Annotated in this window: 12 protein-coding genes; 6 read left to right on the top strand and 6 right to left on the bottom strand. The window is 56.0% G+C overall.

Features of this window, described 5'->3' with window-relative positions; genetic code table 11:
- Positions 1-66 precede the first annotated feature (66 nt).
- Positions 67-3408, top strand: a complete 3342-nt coding sequence (gene mfd, locus CGZ80_RS24830; RefSeq protein ID WP_094418430.1) for a transcription-repair coupling factor — start codon at positions 67-69, stop codon at positions 3406-3408.
- Between the two features lie 11 nt (positions 3409-3419).
- Here mfd and CGZ80_RS24825 read toward each other — a convergent pair whose 3' ends face one another.
- Positions 3420-3899 (bottom strand): hypothetical protein, encoded by a 480-nt coding sequence (locus CGZ80_RS24825; RefSeq protein ID WP_094418379.1) that lies wholly within the window; start codon positions 3897-3899, stop codon positions 3420-3422.
- 304 nt (positions 3900-4203) lie between these two features.
- Here CGZ80_RS24825 and CGZ80_RS24815 point away from each other — a divergent pair, with 304 nt between their 5' ends.
- On the top strand, positions 4204-4695 hold the full coding sequence (locus CGZ80_RS24815) for a CBS domain-containing protein (protein WP_233148646.1): 492 nt from the start codon (positions 4204-4206) through the stop codon (positions 4693-4695).
- Between the two features lie 9 nt (positions 4696-4704).
- Here the strand turns inward: CGZ80_RS24815 and CGZ80_RS24810 are convergent, their stop codons facing one another.
- Entirely contained in the window at positions 4705-6147 is a 1443-nt protein-coding gene (locus CGZ80_RS24810) for a hypothetical protein (RefSeq protein WP_094418377.1), read from the bottom strand.
- Between the two features lie 696 nt (positions 6148-6843).
- On the opposite strand from CGZ80_RS24810, the gene CGZ80_RS24800 reads away from it, so the two are divergent.
- Positions 6844-9687, top strand: a complete 2844-nt coding sequence (locus tag CGZ80_RS24800) for a hypothetical protein (RefSeq protein WP_233148645.1) — start codon at positions 6844-6846, stop codon at positions 9685-9687.
- Between the two features lie 24 nt (positions 9688-9711).
- Here CGZ80_RS24800 and CGZ80_RS24795 read toward each other — a convergent pair whose 3' ends face one another.
- The gene (locus CGZ80_RS24795; RefSeq protein WP_094418375.1) at positions 9712-10833 is read right to left on the bottom strand and encodes a cysteine desulfurase family protein; all 1122 of its coding nucleotides are present in this window, start codon (positions 10831-10833) and stop codon (positions 9712-9714) included.
- Positions 10834-11172: 339 nt separating this feature from the next.
- Here CGZ80_RS24795 and CGZ80_RS24790 point away from each other — a divergent pair, with 339 nt between their 5' ends.
- Positions 11173-12399 (top strand): DUF1559 domain-containing protein, encoded by a 1227-nt coding sequence (locus CGZ80_RS24790; protein WP_094418374.1) that lies wholly within the window; start codon positions 11173-11175, stop codon positions 12397-12399.
- 91 nt (positions 12400-12490) lie between these two features.
- Here the strand turns inward: CGZ80_RS24790 and CGZ80_RS24785 are convergent, their stop codons facing one another.
- Complete coding sequence (locus CGZ80_RS24785; protein ID WP_094418373.1) at positions 12491-13483, bottom strand: type I phosphomannose isomerase catalytic subunit; 993 nt, start codon at positions 13481-13483, stop codon at positions 12491-12493.
- Between the two features lie 364 nt (positions 13484-13847).
- Here CGZ80_RS24785 and tatC point away from each other — a divergent pair, with 364 nt between their 5' ends.
- On the top strand, positions 13848-15008 hold the full coding sequence (gene tatC / locus CGZ80_RS24780; RefSeq protein ID WP_094418372.1) for a twin-arginine translocase subunit TatC: 1161 nt from the start codon (positions 13848-13850) through the stop codon (positions 15006-15008).
- Positions 15009-15062: 54 nt separating this feature from the next.
- Here the strand turns inward: tatC and CGZ80_RS24775 are convergent, their stop codons facing one another.
- Positions 15063-16622 carry a hypothetical protein gene (locus CGZ80_RS24775; RefSeq protein ID WP_094418371.1) on the bottom strand — a complete coding sequence of 520 codons (1560 nt, stop codon included), beginning with the start codon at positions 16620-16622 and terminating at the stop codon, positions 15063-15065.
- Between the two features lie 334 nt (positions 16623-16956).
- Between CGZ80_RS24775 and CGZ80_RS24765 the strand changes: the two genes are divergently transcribed.
- Positions 16957-17658 (top strand): DNA alkylation repair protein, encoded by a 702-nt coding sequence (locus CGZ80_RS24765; RefSeq protein WP_094418369.1) that lies wholly within the window; start codon positions 16957-16959, stop codon positions 17656-17658.
- Here the strand turns inward: CGZ80_RS24765 and CGZ80_RS24760 are convergent.
- Entirely contained in the window at positions 17655-18446 is a 792-nt protein-coding gene (locus CGZ80_RS24760) for an SDR family NAD(P)-dependent oxidoreductase (protein WP_094418428.1), read from the bottom strand. The two genes, CGZ80_RS24765 and CGZ80_RS24760, sit on opposite strands and share 4 nt — an antisense overlap.
- Positions 18447-18676 lie beyond the last annotated feature (230 nt).

Below are 18676 nucleotides of genomic sequence, written 5' to 3'. Positions count from 1 at the left end.
ACTGGCACGGTGGGCGACGACTTTCTTTGCCGCTACGATCAACAGCACTCGTTTTTTCGTCCACGCATGCCGGTTTTGCCCGTGTCTGTCGCCACACCGCTCCATACCGAACGCCTTCAAGAAATCGTTGAATTGCTGGACAACGATTGCGGGCTCAGCGCGGCACTCGGGCAAGCGAAACCGGGGGAACGACTCGCGTTCAGCGGCGTTTGGGGGGCACTCCGCGCGGTGCTTGGTGCGGCGGCGGCCCGGACGTCCCAGAACATTCTGATGCTGTTGCCCCAAGCAGCCGATGCGGACATCGTTTCCGGCGACGCGATCGCCTTTGGCGTCGAGCAATCGTTTCCGTTGCCGCTGAGCGTCGGCCGGGGCGGACCACACTCCTTGGCCGATCCGGAATTGGCCGAACGATTGCAAGTGCTCCAGCGTCTGCGAGCCCGGCGGCCAGACGACGTTCACCCGATGTTGGTGACGGCGTACATCGGGGGTGCGTTGCAGCTGGTTCCGACACCGACTCAATTGGATTCGTCGACGCGTGAATTCAAAGTCGGCGTCGAAGTGCCGATGGAAGAAGTCGCCGACTGGCTTCAGCAGAGCGGATTTGTGTCGACGACCGCTGTGCAGTTGCCTGGCGAGTTCGCGATGCGTGGCGGCCTGATCGATGTCTATTCGGTCGATCATTCCAGCCCGATCCGGATCGAATGGTTTGGCGACGAAATCGAATCGATCCGCCACTTCGATTTGGGCAGCCAGCGAAGCGTCGGACAGGTGCAGTCGATCGAGATCTCTGCGGTCGGTGTCCACGACATCAGCGACGATGCCGAAACCGCGTTCGATTCAAGCATCCAGCTCGGACCGATCAGCGACTACCTTCCCGAAGACACGTTGGTGATCCTGGTCGACCCGCACGACTGCAAGCTGTCTGCACAGTCGCTGCTCAATCGTTTGGACGACCAGAGCGGTTTTACCGATTTCGAGTCACTCCTCGCGTCGATGGGGCACCTGCGGATCGTCACGGCAACGACGCTAAACGAAGGTGGCGAGAAAAACCTCGACTTGCGATCCACCAGTGCAGACGGGTTCGCGCTGGCCTTGGACGAAACCCAATCGCGTATCGATACCGTCGCCGACGATCATGAGATCTTGCTGGTTGGTGACACCCCGGCCGACGCGCAGCGATTGATGGAGCTGTTGCAAGACACCAAGGCCGCCCGCCAAGGACATTTGAAGCCGGCGGTCGCCCAGATCAGTGGCGGCTTTCGACTGACATCCAGCAAGGTGTTGGTGCTGACCGGTGCAGAGCTGTTTCATCGCAGCCCCGTCCGTCGCGGAAAGACGCGGGCGCAGGGCAAGCCGATCACCGCTTCGATGCAGCTCGAACCGGGTGACTTGGTCGTGCACCTGTCCCACGGGATCGGGCTGTACCTGGGGCTGGACCATCTGGAAAAGAACGGCCAGCACATCGAACACTTGGTGTTGGAGTACGACGGCGGTTCAAAGATTTATGTCCCGGCCTCGCGGATCGGATTGATCCAGCGTTATGTCGGCGGGACGAAGGGCCAACCGAAACTTGCCAAGGTCGGCGGACAGGCTTGGGCTCGCCAAAAAAAGGCAGCCGAGAGCGCCGTCACCGACATGGCGTCAGAGCTGTTGGAACTGCAAGCCAAACGGACCAGCCGACAAGGGATCGTTTTTGACCACGATCACATCTGGCAACAACAGTTCGACGCGAGTTTTCCGTATCAGGAAACGCCGGACCAAGTGACGGCAATCGCGGCCGTCAAAGACGACATGGAAGCGAACAAGGTGATGGACCGTTTGATCTGCGGTGACGTCGGATTCGGAAAAACGGAGGTCGCGATGCGGGCGGCCTTCAAAGCGGTAACGAGTGGTTATCAAGTCGCCGTCTTGGTCCCGACCACCGTACTTGCCGAACAGCACTACCATAACTTCAAAAACCGGATGGCAGAATTTCCGGTTCGCATCGAAAAACTTAGTCGCTTTTCAACGGCCGCCGATCAACGGCAAACGATCAAGGATCTGAAAAGCGGCAAAGTCGACATTGTCGTCGGGACACACCGCATCGCTGGCAAAGACGTTGACTTTCAACAGCTTGGCTTGGTCGTCATCGACGAAGAGCAACGTTTCGGTGTGGCGGTCAAAGAGAAACTGAAAAACAAGCACACCAATGTCGACGTGCTGACGCTTTCGGCAACGCCGATTCCGCGAACGCTGCACATGGCACTCGTTGGCGTCCGCGACATCAGCAACTTGGAAACGCCACCCGCCGAACGCCGCAGTGTGGAAACGGTGGTGTCACGCTGGGACGACAAACTGATCCGTACCGCGATCGTTCGTGAATTGAACCGCGGCGGTCAGATCTACATGGTTCACAATCGCATCGGTGACATGGAAGCGATCGTCGAACGACTGCGTGGCATCGCACCGGAACTGCGGATCGTGATCGGCCACGGGCAAATGCCCGAAGGTGCACTCGAACAAGTGATGGTCGACTTTATCGATCACAAATACGATCTTCTGCTCGCGACGACAATCATCGAAAGTGGCTTGGACATCCCCAACGCCAACACGATTTTTGTCGACGACGCCGATCACTATGGGCTCAGCGATTTGCACCAGTTGCGCGGTCGTGTCGGTCGCTACAAGCACCAAGCGTTCTGCTACTTGCTCGTTTCGCCACACAAGCACCTCTCGCCCGAAGCGACCAAGCGTCTTCGCGCGATCGAAGAGTTCAGCCAAATGGGCGCCGGCTTCGCGATCTCGATGCGTGACTTGGAGATCCGTGGCGCGGGCAACTTGCTGGGCAGCCAGCAGAGCGGCCACATCGCGGCAGTCGGATACGAGATGTACTGTCACCTGCTCGAAGATGCTGTCCGCCAAGTTCAGAATCTGCCGCCGGAGCTATCGGCCGATGTCGACATCGACCTGCCGGTCGAAGCGTACTTGGATCCCGACTACGTGCCGGACCTTCGGCACAAGATCGACCTGTACCGGCGAATCGCGAAGCTTAAAGACGCGAACGAGATCAACGCGATTCGCGAAGAGTTGCTCGATCGTTTTGGACCGCTGCCATCGGCTGCCGAGCGAATGCTGGAACTGGCCGAACTGCGGCTCGACGCGGCCGCCTGGCAGATCGGTTCGATCACCAGCGACGCCCGGTTCTTGGTGCTGCACTATTCGGACAAACGCCGCATCGAGCTATTGGCCAAGCGTTCGAAGTACCCGGTGCGTATTGTCGATGGGCGCCGTGCTTACATTCCGCTGCGTCCGCAGAAGAAACCTGGCACCACCGAGCGTCCGCCGAAGAACTACGCCGGGATCGATATGGACGATCCTTCGGGACGCGGCTTCGTCAAACTCGCCCGCGGTGCTTTGGTGCTGCAGTAGGCAAACTTGCGTTACAAATACATTCCGACAAAGCCGTCGCCGGCTTCGTTTTCGGCATTCAGTTTTTCCATCCGCTCGTGCGTTTTGGTCAGGTCGCCCGCCGCGATGTAGCGATCGAACTCAACCAGGATCGCGTGCTGGACGGACTCGGCAAAAAAATCGACGATGGGCTGAGAAAGCCAGCCGCATGTTTCGCGTAGCAACTCGACCGTCAGATCAACGCTGCGGGTCTTTTCGTCTTTGCTGCCGGTCAGCGCCGTGCCTTCGAACTTGAAGGCGATTTCCCCGCGGCTTTCGGCATTGGTCAAGCGGAACACACAGGTGCCACGGTGGAGGAAGTACGTGTTGTGCGAACCGTGCTTGTCCATCGCTGCTTTGACGCGTCGGACAAACGCTTCGTACTTGGGTGACGCGTCGAGAGGGATGTCAAATCGCGAGACACTTCGCAGTGGCAAGCAGTCAAATTCGATTTCGACCCATTGGCCTTTCATCTGTCAAAACTCCAGCGATTGTGAAAAGAATCACGAGTATTGTGAAAAGTATCACATGACGTGGAAAGGGCGGTGTGGCGGTAACACCCGTCGGTTTTCCGCTCGCAAAACCGTTGGGTTTCGCTTGGAAACGCCGTGCTTTGCCAAAATCAGGGGTTTAAAAAAGTCAAGTTACTGGCCGTTGCCCGTCGAACTGACGCCATCCGAAGTACGGCAATTTTTCTTGACGGACGGTTACGAGCGAGAAAAAACAGAAGCGTTCGATCTGTGATCTTTTCTCTACTCTGAATTAGGAGCGATTGCGATGATGCCTCATACATGCGCACGCGACATGATGGTTTCGAATTTGAAGACACTGTCCCCGGAGATGGACGTGCTCGAAGCGTTGGACGTTTTGTTGCACCATCGGATCAGCGGGGCCCCGGTGGTTGATGAAGATAAACGGTTCCTGGGGATCTTCTCTGAAAAGTCCTGTATCCGCTTCGTTGTAGACGTCGCCTATGACCAAATGCCGATCAACGGGCTGATGGCATTCGTCGATGAGAATCCGCCGACGATTCGTCCGGAGACCGACTTGCTAACGATCGCTCAGACGTTCTTGGACGCGGCGTGTCGTCGGTTGCCAGTGCTCGACGACCACGGCAGGTTGATCGGACAGATTTCGCGGCGGGATGTGATGCGAGAAGTCCGCGAAAACTTGACTCCTCAAACAGCAGCAGCGGCAACGGGCTCGGGGCTGTACCTCAGTGCCGTCGTGGACGGGATCGATCGCCCGTTCCGAGCCAGCGGTAAATAGCAGTGCTGATTAGGTCTTGGTCAGGTTTGCGTCTGCTGCAAGTTGCTTGATCTGAAGCATCATGCGGTAGTTATCCTTGAAGAGCGCCGAGGAGGCTTCTTTGACCTCTCGTAGCTCTTCACGGATCTGGCCGTAGTACTGCTGAATCGCGGCGTTTTCGACTTGGTACTGGGCGACGTCTTGTTCAAGTTTCAGCTTTTCGTCCTGACGCTTGGCGAGCATGTCGACTGTTGCCGCGATCGCTGTGTTGAGGATTTTTTCCTGGTACTGCATTTCGGTGATGCGGACGTCCATCTCGCGGATCTGCAAACGGATCTTTCGCAGGATGTAGCGGTAGTCGTTCAGCGGACGCAAGTAATAGGTGTCAACCAACGAAGCGACTTGTTCTTGGTTGATCAATTGGCGGGCGGCTTCTTCTTTGACAATGATTGTGTCACCAACGGCGAATGCGACTTTGCCGTTGTCCGACCGTTGCAAGCGACTGTCGACCGCGCGGCCGGTGTTGTCGAAGAAACCGCCTTCGAGTGCACCGCGCTGTTCTTCACTGTCAACGTCGATTTCGTACTTCTTTTCGAACTTGATCTTTACCCAGCGTGCGGCGGGGTCTTCAGGTGCTTCGCGTGTCCCGTCACGGAGGTAAGCGTCGCGAGTCTCTGGCTTGGAATTCTTGAACAGCATGTTGACCAAGTCATCATCGACGCGGCCAAGAGAGTTGTCGTCTGACGGGCGGCTGCCTTCGGCGATAAACGGTGCATGGCCGTCCAAAGGAAGCATTTCGTAAAGAGACCAGATTCGGGCTTGGCCACTAGAGATCAAGTTAACCTGGTTCGCTTCCAGCTCAAACGTTGGGGTGACGGTGACGGCTTCGTTGGTGCTGGCGGTGACTTTGAACTCGCCCAGGTACGCAATCGGGACCGTTTGTTCCAAGTTAGGAAAACTGCCTTCGGCGAAGGCGTAAACGACAAGTCCGACGGGAACCAGTGGGCCGGCATTATTTGCCGCCGCGGCGGCATCGGCGTCCGGTGTCACACCGGGGATCTCAGGAACAGCGGCATTGCCGGTCGAACGGAGCATGATTTGTCCGTTGCCGTCGTTGCCAGCCATCTGCAAACTGCGCCAGCGACGCCCGGCTTCGGTTCCGATTTTGGACAGCTCGAGTGATACCGCTTTGACCCCGGGAGGCGCTGACGGATCGGTCGGGTCGCCGTACTGCAGCGATTGGTATTCAGCTTTGACCTGCGCCAACCGGACTTCCAATTCCTCTTTGATCTTGTGCCAAGCTTGACGGCTTTTCAGCGAAGCGGCGGTCGGGAAGAGAAACAGAATCGCCAGCAACATCGTGATCACGGCCGCGGTAATGTGGTACCAACGCCAGTTCTTTGCGGCCTTGACGACCATCACGATGAAAGCGATCAGGATCGCCAACAAGACTGCCAGGAGTACAAATTTCATTTTGGATTGTGGCGTTGCCGGACGAGTGACCCGGGGGAGGGAAGGCGATCAAAGATCACCGATTGCGAGTGCTGACGGGCCTGAGCGGCGGAGTTGGATCGGAAAAGTTGCAGGATTTAGACCGATGGATACTAAGTTGGGCAAGATAGACCGTCAAGCTTTTCTAGGTATTCGGCTCGGAACAGCCGCCCGAAACAACGATCCGATCTCGTTGAGGGGTAATTCTGAGGGTTTTGGGGCCGGTTTTAAGGCCGTCTACCTGTCGGATGCCCCTCTTTCGAGCCGCTGAAGTTCAAGTGGCTTTAACGGGAAAATGAGCCTTCGAAGTCTCGCTCCTGGCCACTGTTCAATTGTTGATTGCTTCGTCGATGCGGAAATTCGCGGCCTTTCCCCCCATCCCAGCACCGAATCGACGCCCTGAATCTTCGGAGAGTTTGTGCGAAGTCGAATAATCGTCACAGCCTGAACAACCCGTCCGTGCGGGGTCGCTTTCAGTCGCGGATGTGCCAACGGTGCTGATGGTGACAAAGGGGCCGGTCCGATTCGATGGTTGAGTCATTCCGGCAATGAGGGCTGGATGGTTCGAATCGTAAGCAGCGGTTTTGGCAATGATTGCAATTCGCTGCATCGTCAGCATTGAATCGATGGGTTCCAGAAGGCGTGACACAGATGAGTAGAAAGGGAAGTCGAACTCGTATGAGTAAACGAAACCGGCTGTTGGCCTGTTTGGCCGGAGTCTCCACTGCTGCGGTGTCGCTGTTTTCGGTGCCAGGCTGTCATCGGCAGTACTATCGTAAACAGGCCGACCAAGAGGTCAGTTGTCTGCTCCAGGAGAAATCCTCGCACCTGGCCCGTCGTCCCACCGCAGACTTTAACGTCTACGCCGATCGTCGTAGTCGGATGTTCAACCCATTCGACTTGGACTTTCAACCGATGCCGCTCGATGACCCGGCGTCGAACCGCTACATGCAATGCGTCGATGGGCGACGTGGTTACCCGATGTGGGAAGCCGCTGGCGTGACTAATGCGGCGGAAAGCCCCGACTGGTGGCAGTTCTTGCCGCTGGATGAAGACGGCGTTTTGGTGCTCAACAACGACACCGCCGTGCAGTTGGCTTTGTTGCATTCGCCCGACTATCAACAGCAGCTCGAACAGCTCTATCTGTCGGCACTTGACGTCAGCAGCGAGCGTTTTCGCTTCGACACACAGTTCTTTGCCAACTCCGGGGCAAGCTTTGCTGCCGCGGGTTCGGGGGCCTCGGCGATCGGTCTCGACCGTGGTGTAACGATGAACCGGGCATTCGCGACGGGCAGTGAACTGGTCGTCGGATTGGCAAACGAGATCGTTTGGACACTCGATGGGCCGAATTCACAATCGGCATCGTCGCTGCTGAATTTTTCGTTCGTCCAGCCGTTCTTGCGGAATGCCGGTCGCGACGTCGTGATGGAGCGATTGACGTTGTCGGAACGTCGGTTGCTTGCCAACGTTCGCGCATTTGAACGTTATCGTCGCAGCTTTTACTTGAACATCACCATCGGGCGAAACACCGAGAGTACTGTGTCACGAAGTGGCGGTGTCTTCGGTGTCGGTCTGCAAGGATTTAGCGGTGTCGGTAGCGGCTTTGGTGGACTGGGCGGCGGCGGCGGCGTTAGCGGCGGCGGATTCGCTGGTGCCCAAGCAGGCGGATTCTTGGGGTTGCTGCAATCGCAGGTTCAAATTCGCAACCAACAGGAAAACATCGCACGGCTTTCCGAAACGCTGTTGGTCTTGGAAAACACGTTGGTTGAATTGCTGACCACGATCCCCGACGACCCGCAAGAAATTGTCAGCCAACGATTGCAAGTGGCTCAGCAACGCAGTGAATTGTTGCAGCGGCAAACAGTTCTCGTTGGCGATCAGCGAGATTTCCAAGCGTCAATTGACTCGTTCCTGACAGACCTCGGGTTGCCACCGTATATCTGTGCCCGACTTGAAGATCAGTACCTGCAACGTTTCGAATTGATCGATACCGACCTGCGTTCACGTCGAACAGAGCTTGTCGAAATCCGTCGCAACATCGGTGTCCAGAACATTGCGATCTTGGAAGAAACTCGCCAAGAAATCGATCCTGATACCGGCTTGCCCGTATCGACGATGTCTTGGTCGGACAGCATTGGTTCTGCTTTGGAGAAAATCCATAGCGAACTGGGGCCGCTGAAAGACTTCCTGAATCAGTTGCAAACCGAAGACGCCGAACGTGTTCGTGCCGACATCGCGTTGCTCGCCGAAGCGGTTCCCAAACGACTTCAGCAGAACGAGCAGTTGCTAAAGCTGTACGAGACAGAGCGTGAAAAGATCTGCACGCTTTTGAATGTCGACAGCATCGACGAATCATTGTTCGATGTCGAACCGCTGCGAACACTGCAAGCTGAACTTAACGAAGATCTCGATACCTTGCTTGTGCGGTACAGCGAGTACCTAAAGAAAGTTGACGTGATCGAAGCCCGCTTGGAAAACATGTTGGCGACGAATGCCAATCAAGCCCAGGGCAAAGAGCTGGCTGATAAGTTGCGTGAAGACGTGATCTTGGAAATCCAAGACATGATGCTGCAACTTGGTGACGATGTGTTGCAACTGCAGCTCTACCAAGCTCGTGCACGGACCGAAAGCGCGTTGCTGCCGGTGGTTGATATTGAGCCTACCGAGGCGTTCGAGATCGCTCGTCGCAATCGCCGTGACTGGGCGAACAGTCGAGCCGCACTGGTCGACCAATGGCGTCTGATCGAGTTCAACGCCGACGCATTGGAAAGCGGTCTGGACCTGACCGTCTCCGGCGGGATCGGTGGCGATGGTAACAGCCCTTGGACGTTCAACAATGACAACACGACACTGCAGATGGGCTTGCGGTGGGACGCGCCGATCACACGTTTGCAAGAACGCAACACCTATCGACAAGCGTTGATCTCGTTCGAACAAGCTAAACGTAGTTACTATCAGTACGAAGACGGAATTTGGCGTTTGTTGCGAAACCAGATTCGCCAGCTGCAAGCGAACCGCATCACGTTTGAGTACGGACGCCAGAGTGTGCGTATCGCGACCAGCCAGATCGAATTGAACGAAGACATTCGGGAGCTACGCGACGCCCGAGGACTGAGCAGCGGGCCGACCGCCGCTCGAGATACGATCACCGCGTTGACCGCCTTGCTGAATGCACAGAACACGCTGTTGAACGTGTACGTCAACTATGAAGTTCTGCGTCGCAACTTGCAGTTCGACCTTGGCACGATGGAGATCACTCCAGACGGAATGTGGATCGATCAAGAAGAACTCGATCCGCAATACCTGATGGGGCTGTCGGGAACGACGGTCGATGGGTTACCGAGTGGGAACTGCACGAATTGCTGCATCCCGCTGCGTCAACAGCCGCAACCGCCAAGCTACAACCGGATGATGATCGGCGAGCCGGCATTGATCGAGTTTGATCAAACGCAGATCAAACCCGTCATCATCGACGACGTCAATATTGACCAAGTCAACTATGTTCCTGGCGATTCCAAGTAGAACGCCAGTGCTTGGCGAGGTTCGCTAGCGTTCGTATGCCATTGCGATCAAGTCGGCCGCCCGGTCGATTTGTTCGCTGCTGGTGGTCCACCCGATCGACAGGCGGATGGTTCGGGCGATTTGGGCATCACTGCGTCCGATCGCTCGCAGGCTGCGTGTGAACTCGTCTGGCGGCGAACTCGTTTGGGCATACGCGATGGCAAGCTCTCGGGCCGAATCGGTCAGGGTGCGGACATCGCCTGGCAATTCCATCGCGATCGTATTGGGCAACCGTTCGGAGTGTTCGCAAAGCACGATGGGCGGGTCGCTCATCTGCTCGTAAAGTCGTTGAATCAGTTGGTCGCGAAGATCCGACAATGACTCGGTACCGCTGGTACAGAATCGTTCGGCGAGACTCGAGGCCGCGCCAAGTCCGATACATGCCGGGACGTTTTCGGCGCCGGGACGCAATCCCATCTCACGCGGTTCGCCGAAGGTGATCGGGTCCAGTTTCAGACCGCGGCGGATGTAAACCGCACCCGATCCTTTAGGGCCGTAAAACTTATGCCCGCTGATCGTGACCGTGTCCGCACGGAGTCCTTTTACATCAACCGCGACTTTGCCAAACATTTGCGTTGCGTCACAGTGCAACGGGATGCCTTGGTTGTGACAGCGATCAGCGATCTCGCGGACGGGCTGGATCGTCCCCAAGATCGCATTGGCACCTTGAACGCAAACCAAACGCGTGTCTTCGCGAAGCAGTGATTCGACGGCCAGGGGATCGATCGTCCCGCAAGGCCGACAAGGAATTCGCTCGATCTGCCAACGTGGGTCGCGGTGAGCTAAACCGCGGATCGGCCCGAGGACGGACTCGTGTTCAATCTCGCTGACTAGGACATGTCCGGGGCGTGTTGTGCCTAGGGCCCCGAGGATGGCGAGATTGTTGGATTCGGTGCCGCCACTGGTGAACACGACTTCGAATGATTCACATCCCGCCATCGACGCGACCGATTCGCGTGCGTTTTCCAAGGCTTCGCTGACCGCATGCGCGTGGGCGTGCTGCTGGCCCGGCAATAAATAGTGCGTCGACCAATACGGCTGCATCGCCTCGAGCACCGAAGGTGCGAGCGGCGTAGTACGGTTGAAATCGAAATAGAGCAGTGACACTCGGCAGGCGTGTCCCAAGGAAGAGTAGCGAATCGGCGGGCTGGTGAGCGGACTAGAATAATCACTCTCAGGCCCGATGAAGGTCAGGTGACCTTTTCGTGATTGATACAGCTTCGCATTTTCCGCCAAATTGCCAAAGGGGCCCCTCTTTGTGAGGGTTTTCGCCGGGTCGGATTTATTGTTTGCAAGATCAGCGATTAACGGCGATAATGCGGCTCACCACGGCTAGCGGATGCCGATTGAATGAACTAGGTGCCAATGTGACGACCCGTTCGCGCATGAACGACCTGAAGATCAGGTTGCGGTCTCTTCTCTTCTTTTTGTCCGGAGTGCGAGCAAATGAAACGTCAAAGACTTGGTTTTACCTTGGTCGAGCTATTGGTCGTCATCGCGATCATCGGGATCCTCGTCGGGCTGTTGCTGCCGGCGGTGCAAGCAGCTCGCGAAGCAATGCGAAACGCCAGTTGCCAAAACAATCTCCGGCAACTTGGCTTGGCCGTCCACAATTTTCACAGCGACAAGAAACGGCTGCCCGCCTACGCGACGTCGTACGGTGTGTTCAATTTGAACAACGCATCGGGGTTCTTTGACCCCGCGGATCCAGATCAACGGGATGTTCCAGGTCACGCCAAGATCGGCGGATACGCAGTTCCATTGCTCTCCTATCTCGACAACCAGCCGCTTGCCGATCGCTGGCAAATGGCGAAGTATCCGATCCTTGATTCAGACGGGAACTTCAACGAGATCTCGACTCCGACGCTAAGCGTGTTGCGATGCCCAAGTAGCACGGTTGAGAAAGGTATCCGTGGCTGGAACACGTACGTGATGAATACCGGATCCGTGGACAATGGTTACGTCAACGGAAAAAACAAAACCCCTTACACGTTCATCTCGCAGGCAATCGATAACTATTCGACTAGCGGTGCAGCGGCCGTTTTCGCTCGTGCGGAAGATGACAACAACGGCCTGTTCAAATTGGGCGAGTTCACTGGATTGCTGGGTGGATTTACATCCGGGGCCAAGATGACACTCGACGACATTCGCGACGGTAAATCGGGAACCGCAATGTTCGGCGAAAACGTTCAGTCCGAAGCCTGGTTCAAAGCGGGTTACCTAACCGCCGCTGACTTGCAAAACGTTGACACTTCGACCGGTAACCTTGTTTGGAGCGACGCCGCTAGTGACACACCTAGCAAATTCCAATCGCTCCTCCGCGGCAAGTTCACAACCGGTATGGTATGGCACCTTGAAGATCGCACGATGCAGCTGCCTGACGGCTCGGGCAACTATCCCGATGTCGCACCAGTCCACAAAATTAACGGTGGTGCGACAAACAACGCTGCTGACCGTATCGATGTTGTCGAGATGAACCCGACCAGCTGCCGCGACCTTGCTCGGCCTTCATCGCTGCACCCAGGTTTGGTCAACACATGCATGGCTGACGGTTCTGTCCGCAGTTTCAACGAATCAGTTGATTACCTTGTGTACCAAGCGGTCCTTACTCCGAACGGCGTGAAGAGCGAAATGCCCAACCAAGAGTTCATCATCACGAACCAATTGGACTAAGGCATCTTTTCCATCCGCAGAAAATGAAAACGCCCAAGTGCAAATTCACTTGGGCGTTTTTCGTTTGGCGAACCTGTTGCCCGCCGGCACATTATTCTTGAGGCGGCTCAGCGTGCAGCACGGTCGAGTTGGCTTCAACGCTGATCTCGCATTCGCTGATCGCCGCTGGCAACAAAATTGATTCGCCTCGCGACAGCACGGTGGTTTCGCCGTCGCAAACCAATTTGGCCGACCCTCGTGGCACCGTCAGGATATGAAAGCGATTGTCACCGCCAACACGGTCACTGCCACGTTCCATCGCATCCAACGTGAATTTGTCGCATTGGACCAGTGTTTGCCAACCGCTTTGGTCTTTGTGACTTTTGCGTGCCGGTACTGGTCCGCTTTCATAGTCGGTGACTTCGAGGGATTGCTCGATATGCAGCGGCCTTGGGTTGCCGTCAGCACCGACGCGGTTCCAATCAAACAATCGGAACGTCGTGTCACTGGACTGTTGGATTTCCGCGATCACCAATCCTGCGCCGAGTGCATGGACGGTTCCGGCGGGGATGAAAACGCAATCACCAGGTGAGGGGCTGAACGAGTGCAATACCTTCTCGGTTTCACCCGTAGCAACGGCTTCGGCAAGCTTGATTTTGTCGACTCCCGTTTTCAGTCCAGCGTAAATCAGCGCCCCAGGTTCTGCGTCAACCACATACCAAGCCTCGGTTTTGCCAAGGTCGGGAACAGGCATTGTCGCCCCATAGGCATCATCCGGATGAACCTGAACCGAAAGAACACGATTGCAATCGAGGTATTTCAGGAGCAGCGGGAAATGCGGTTCGCCATTCGATTTTTCAAGTGATGACGGTCCTAGCAACCAAGCAGGGTCAGCCTCGATGAGCTCCGCCAATGACTTGCCGGTTAATTTCCCATTCTCGACGATACTTTGGTCTTTGCCATGATCGACCAACTCCCAGCTTTCGGCGTAGTCACCCGCGTCCTCGATCGGCTTTCCGAGCATTGTGCCGAGCTTTGACCCGCCCCAGATGGTTTGCTTGATCAACGGGCGAAATTTCAGCGGGTAGCCAGGTGCGTTTATCATGTCTGAAAATCTGGGAATGGCCTGGAAAAATTACATTCACTGGTGACAAACCAGCAGAGGATTGGTTTTAATGTAGGACAAGCGATCCTCACGACCGGGTCTTTGCGAACACCGGACGCCAGTCGTGCTCTCGGAGCGTCTGCTCTTTTACAGACGTCTGCTTAGGCTGCCAGCTACCGCGATACCCCTCCTACGCGGCATTCTATCTGGCAGTCAAAACTCCGTCACCCTGTCGCATCGAAGCCCTCGGCTTGCAGAGCGTTTTGGTCAGGCGTGCCGCCCTCGCCCTGTTGCTACCGTTTCGATTCCGCACCGTATTCGCTCCCCCCACCGCATCGATTTTCTACACTCAGGTTGAATTGCCATGGACTCCGCTGCCAAACATTCACCGAACCTCTCGAATAAATCTGGTTGTGCTCAGGACGACCTGTTCGAAAACTCGTCGATGACGTTTGGGGAACACCTCGAAGAACTGCGCTATTGTTTGATCCGGGCAATCTTGTCGTTGGCAGTGGGCCTCGGTATCGGCCTGACGGTGGCGAACAAGGTCGTACGCTATGTCTCCGAACCGCTCAAAGAAGCGATTCTGGATTTCAATGCCAAGAAGAATTTGGCGATGCTGGGGTACGCCGATCAAACCGACCCGAAAGTCCAGGCGTTGTTACCGAAGATGATCGAGCAATCTCTGAAGTGGCAGGTCGTCTATGAAATCCCAAGTGAGTTTCAAGCTCAACCTTCATCAAAAACGAACACCAGCAAGCCGGCCGCTGACACCACCGGGCAAGTCGCCAAAGACGAAAGCAAGGACCCGCCCACGGTTCAGCCTGTTGCCGTTGCCGACGGTACCACGGTCAGCAAAAGCGACTTGGCCGCGATCCTTTTGGCACTGCCCAGCCCAGACCAACTCGTTCCCAAGGTCCAGCTGATCCGCGACACCGCAGGATTGACGACTCTGAAGGTTGAGGAGTCGTTCATGATCTGGGTAAAGGCTGGTCTGATCGTCGGCGCAGTCGTTTCGTCGCCGGCCGTATTCTACTTCTTGTGGCAATTCATTGCCGCTGGCCTGCACCGGCACGAACGCAAATACGTCTACATCTATTTGCCTGTCAGCGTGACGCTGTTCGTCAGCGGTGTGGTGCTGGCGTTCTTCTTGGTGCTGCATTACGTGCTGAACTTCTTGTTGGAATTCAACGGCAGCATGGATGTCGAAATGGAACCGCGGCTGACTCACTACATCAACTTTGTGTTGCTGTTGCCGCTCGGGTTCGGCCTGGCGTTCCAACTGCCTTTGGTGATGTTGTTCTTGCAACGCATCGGGTTGATTGAAACAACTGCGTACATCGGCAGCTGGCGGATCGCGATTTTGGTGATCTTCTTTTTGTCGATGGTCTTAACACCAGCCGACGTGACCAGCATGATTGCGTTGGCGATCCCATTGATGTTCTTGTACTTCTTGGGAATTCTGATGTGTCATTTCATCCCGCGTGGTCCCGGATTGGGCAGTGGGGCATACGACCCGGCATAACCGGCTTCCCTGCCGTGCCGATCGTTAAACGAATGGGGTGGTCAAGCCAAATCATTAGGCAAGTCGGTCACCCAGCAACGCGGCCAAGGTATCTTCGCTTAGCGGCGAATCGGCACCGAAGATGGTGTCGTTTCCGCCTTCACCGAAGATCCAGTCGTTACCACTTCCGCCGAAGATCACGTCGTCGTCGCTTTCCGATTCAGTGACGGCAACGGGTGTCGAATCGTCTTCACCGACGGTTTCCACGCTTTCTTCTTCGGTCGTATCAACTTCATCGCCACCGGCTTGTGGTTGATCGATCACGTCACTTGGCGTGCCTTGATCGTCGCTGGCGTCTTCCGCAACGGGTTCGTCGGCTGTGTCATCGGCGGTCTCACCGACGACCTCGCCATCGGTTACTTCGTTTCCTGCATCTTGGCTTCCAGCGTCCAAGCTGCCGTCTTCTTCATCGCTGCCAGCTTGCGGTTGATCGACAACGTCTGTCGCTGGAACGTCGGATTCGGTTTCGTCGACGACCTCTTCGACAATGTCGTCGGTCGCGTCGTCAACGACGTCTTCCATCGAATCGTCAACGGTATTGACGGGCGTTTCCACATCATCGACGACATCGCCATTGGTCACGTCACTTCCGACAGCATCGTCAACGATTCCGTCCAGCACATCATCACTGGCCAGCTCTTCCGCAGTGCTGCCGTCATCAACCACTGGTTCTTCGTCGGTCGAATCGGCAATGAATTCGACGTCACCCGAGGTATCAACGACGACATCGGTTTCATCGGTGACTTCGTCCGCAGGCATCGTGCTTCCGCCACCGCCGCAGTTTGCACCGCCTTGTCCGCCCGAACCACCAACGACAGGATCGCCATCATCAACGGGATCACCCGTGTCATCCAGGATATCGACAGGCACGTCAACAACGTCGTCGTCGCTACCGGTCAGGGGATCGTCACTCGTGTCCGTCACTGCGGTGTCGTCTTCGGCAACAGGAGCGTCTGCGCCCTCATCGACTGGAGTCTCGGTATCCACTGGCGTCTCGGTATCGCCTGCATCCAACTCACCCGAACTTGAGTCATCTGTATTCGATTCGTCAGTGCTCGAGTCATCGGAGCTCATCTCGCCAGAGTTGTCGTCGCCGGCCGTTTCATCACCTGTAGTGTCACTGGCATCCGCGGAACCGGGGTTCGAATCGATGACGATGTTATCCCCGGTTCCACCCAGAATGATGTCGTTTCCGCCCCCGCCAAGGATCACATCGGATCCGGCACCGGCCACGAGAATGTCATTTCCCGAGCCGCCCATCACGACATCGTTGCCACCACCGGCTCGCATGATTGAATCGATCGAGGTGTCATTGACCAGCAAGTCATCACCTTCGAACGCTTCGAAGATAATCTTGTCGATTGCCGCCGCATCAAACGTTTGTTCGGCCGAATCGGTCACTTGACCTGCGGCGTCCATGGTTTGCAACTTCACCACGACAGAATCTTCGACGGTGTAGACTTCGGCGATGTCGTTGCCGGTCGTTCCTTCGATGTGCAAAGTGGTGTCGATGAGTCCGATGTCGCCGGCCAAAAGCTTTCGACTTTCCAAAGCCTGAACACTTAAACGTTTCATTCCATTATCCCTCAACAGGTCGAGACAGTCGGGCAACGGTTTCGTCTTCCATATCGCGAAATCGTGCCCGCGAAGGTTCGACGCGAATCACAATTCGAAGTCCGTTGCGATCCTCGGCGAACGGAACTCCGCTTACGCATCGAGCGGACCAATCCGGCCGCGATCGCCCGACGAATGCCTCCAAAACCAAGTAAAATGCGGGGCGAAAAACGTTTCGGAATTTTTGAATCCGGGCTAAAGTCGTCGGATACTCAAAGGAATGATTTTCAATCTCGTGTGTAAAACGTTCTTCTGACTGCGTGAAATCCATTCCGCACCACCCAACAGATCCACGATGAAGAAATCCGAAGTGTTAAAGCTGCTCAAAGAAAACACCAATCCACGGGGCGTCGAGAACTGGGAGAAGCGAGGGAAGAAAGATTCGGGGCTGAAAAGCTTCGGCATTGGGCTGACTCAACTTCGCAAGCTTGCCAAACAAGTCGGACGTGACCATGACTTGGCAACACAACTCTGGGTCAGCGATGTGTACGACGCCAAAGTCGTCGGTTTGCTGATTGACGAACCAAAAAAGCTCACGCGTGAACAAGTCGAACAGCAGGTCGAAAACCTGCGAGGCGGCTACCTGGCTCACGTGTTCGCGTCATGCGACGCAACATTGGCGAAGGCACCGTTCGCATTCGAACTCGCTTGTGACTGGATGGATCACGACGATCCCGTGCGGCGGCAGTGCGCGTATGGATTGATCTACGAACTGTCCAAGAAAAATCCAAAGGGCATGGACGATGCCTACCTACTGAAACTGATCGACCGGATTCGCGACAACATCCACGGCGAAACGATGTGGGTACGCGAATCGATGAATGCGGCGCTGATGGGGATCGGCAAACGCAACAAGCAACTCAACAAAGCTGCGCTGCGAGCGGCCAAAGCGATCGGCCCGGTCGACATCGATTACGGCAGCGATAACTCATGCGAACCGTTGGACGTGGTCAAACACCTGACCAGCGAATCGACTCGAAAGAAGCTTGGCATCTAAAAAGACTTGGGGGCCGGCGGTTGTTGCCAGGCACTCATGCCGCCATCGACATAGATCGTTTGCCCGTGGATGTGATCTGCCGCATCAGACAAGAGAAACACCACCGTTCCCGCACAGGCATCCGCAGGAGGCACTTTGCCATTCGGCGTATGCAGCTCCATCCAGTGTCGCATGTTGCCTTCATCGATTGCGCCTCCGGTCAGCGGGGTACGGACCAATCCCGGTGCCATCGCGTTAACGCGTATTCCGTGTGGTGCCAGCGAAACACACAAGCTGCGGACCATCGCCGCGACAGCGCCTTTGCTGGTGTCGTACGCCGTGTGGTCGGCTTCGGAAAGCAAACCGTTGATCGAGCCGGTAAACACAACACGGCCTGCGATTTTGCCCTCGACCCAACGTTTCGCAATCGCCTGAGTCAGGAAGTACCCCGCGCTAACATTCAAGTGCATGGTTTTGATGTAACGCTCGAAGTCCATTTCAAAAAAAGGCACGTCCAGATAAGTTCCCGCGTTGTTGACCAGCAAGTCGACGTCTGGCATGGCAGAAGTGATCTGCTCCACCAGTTTGCCCGTGTACTCGACCGGCGGCCGAGACAGATCACAGCAGATCAAGTCAGCCTTTACGCCTTGGTCACGACAACGATTCAGTGTCAGCTGCGCTTGATTGTCGTCACGAAGCCCAATCAGCAGCACATCGCCCCCTGCCTTGGCAATCGCAACCGCTATCTCACCGCCAATCCCCTGCGTCCCACCAGTGATCAAAGCATGTCGGCCGTCGAGCTGTTTCATATCGAACGTTTTGATTGCCAGCGGTGAAACCAAGTAAACCACCAATATACCGGCCCCATACCCACCAGGTCACAGCCATCACCGCGCTTCATAAATTCTTCTGGCGAGACACCTTCATCAGCGACGTAATTTGACTATTCGCACCGTCCGAATGCCTGCATCTTGTGTGAGCCAGCGAAAACCGGCAGACTAGCCCTTTCGCGTTTGATCGAGTGTCCTTGATCGCGTGT

The organism is Rhodopirellula sp. MGV (assembly GCF_002251265.1).
Lineage (GTDB): Bacteria > Planctomycetota > Planctomycetia > Pirellulales > Pirellulaceae > Stieleria > Stieleria baltica_A.
This window is presented reverse-complemented; position numbering and strand designations above follow the sequence as displayed.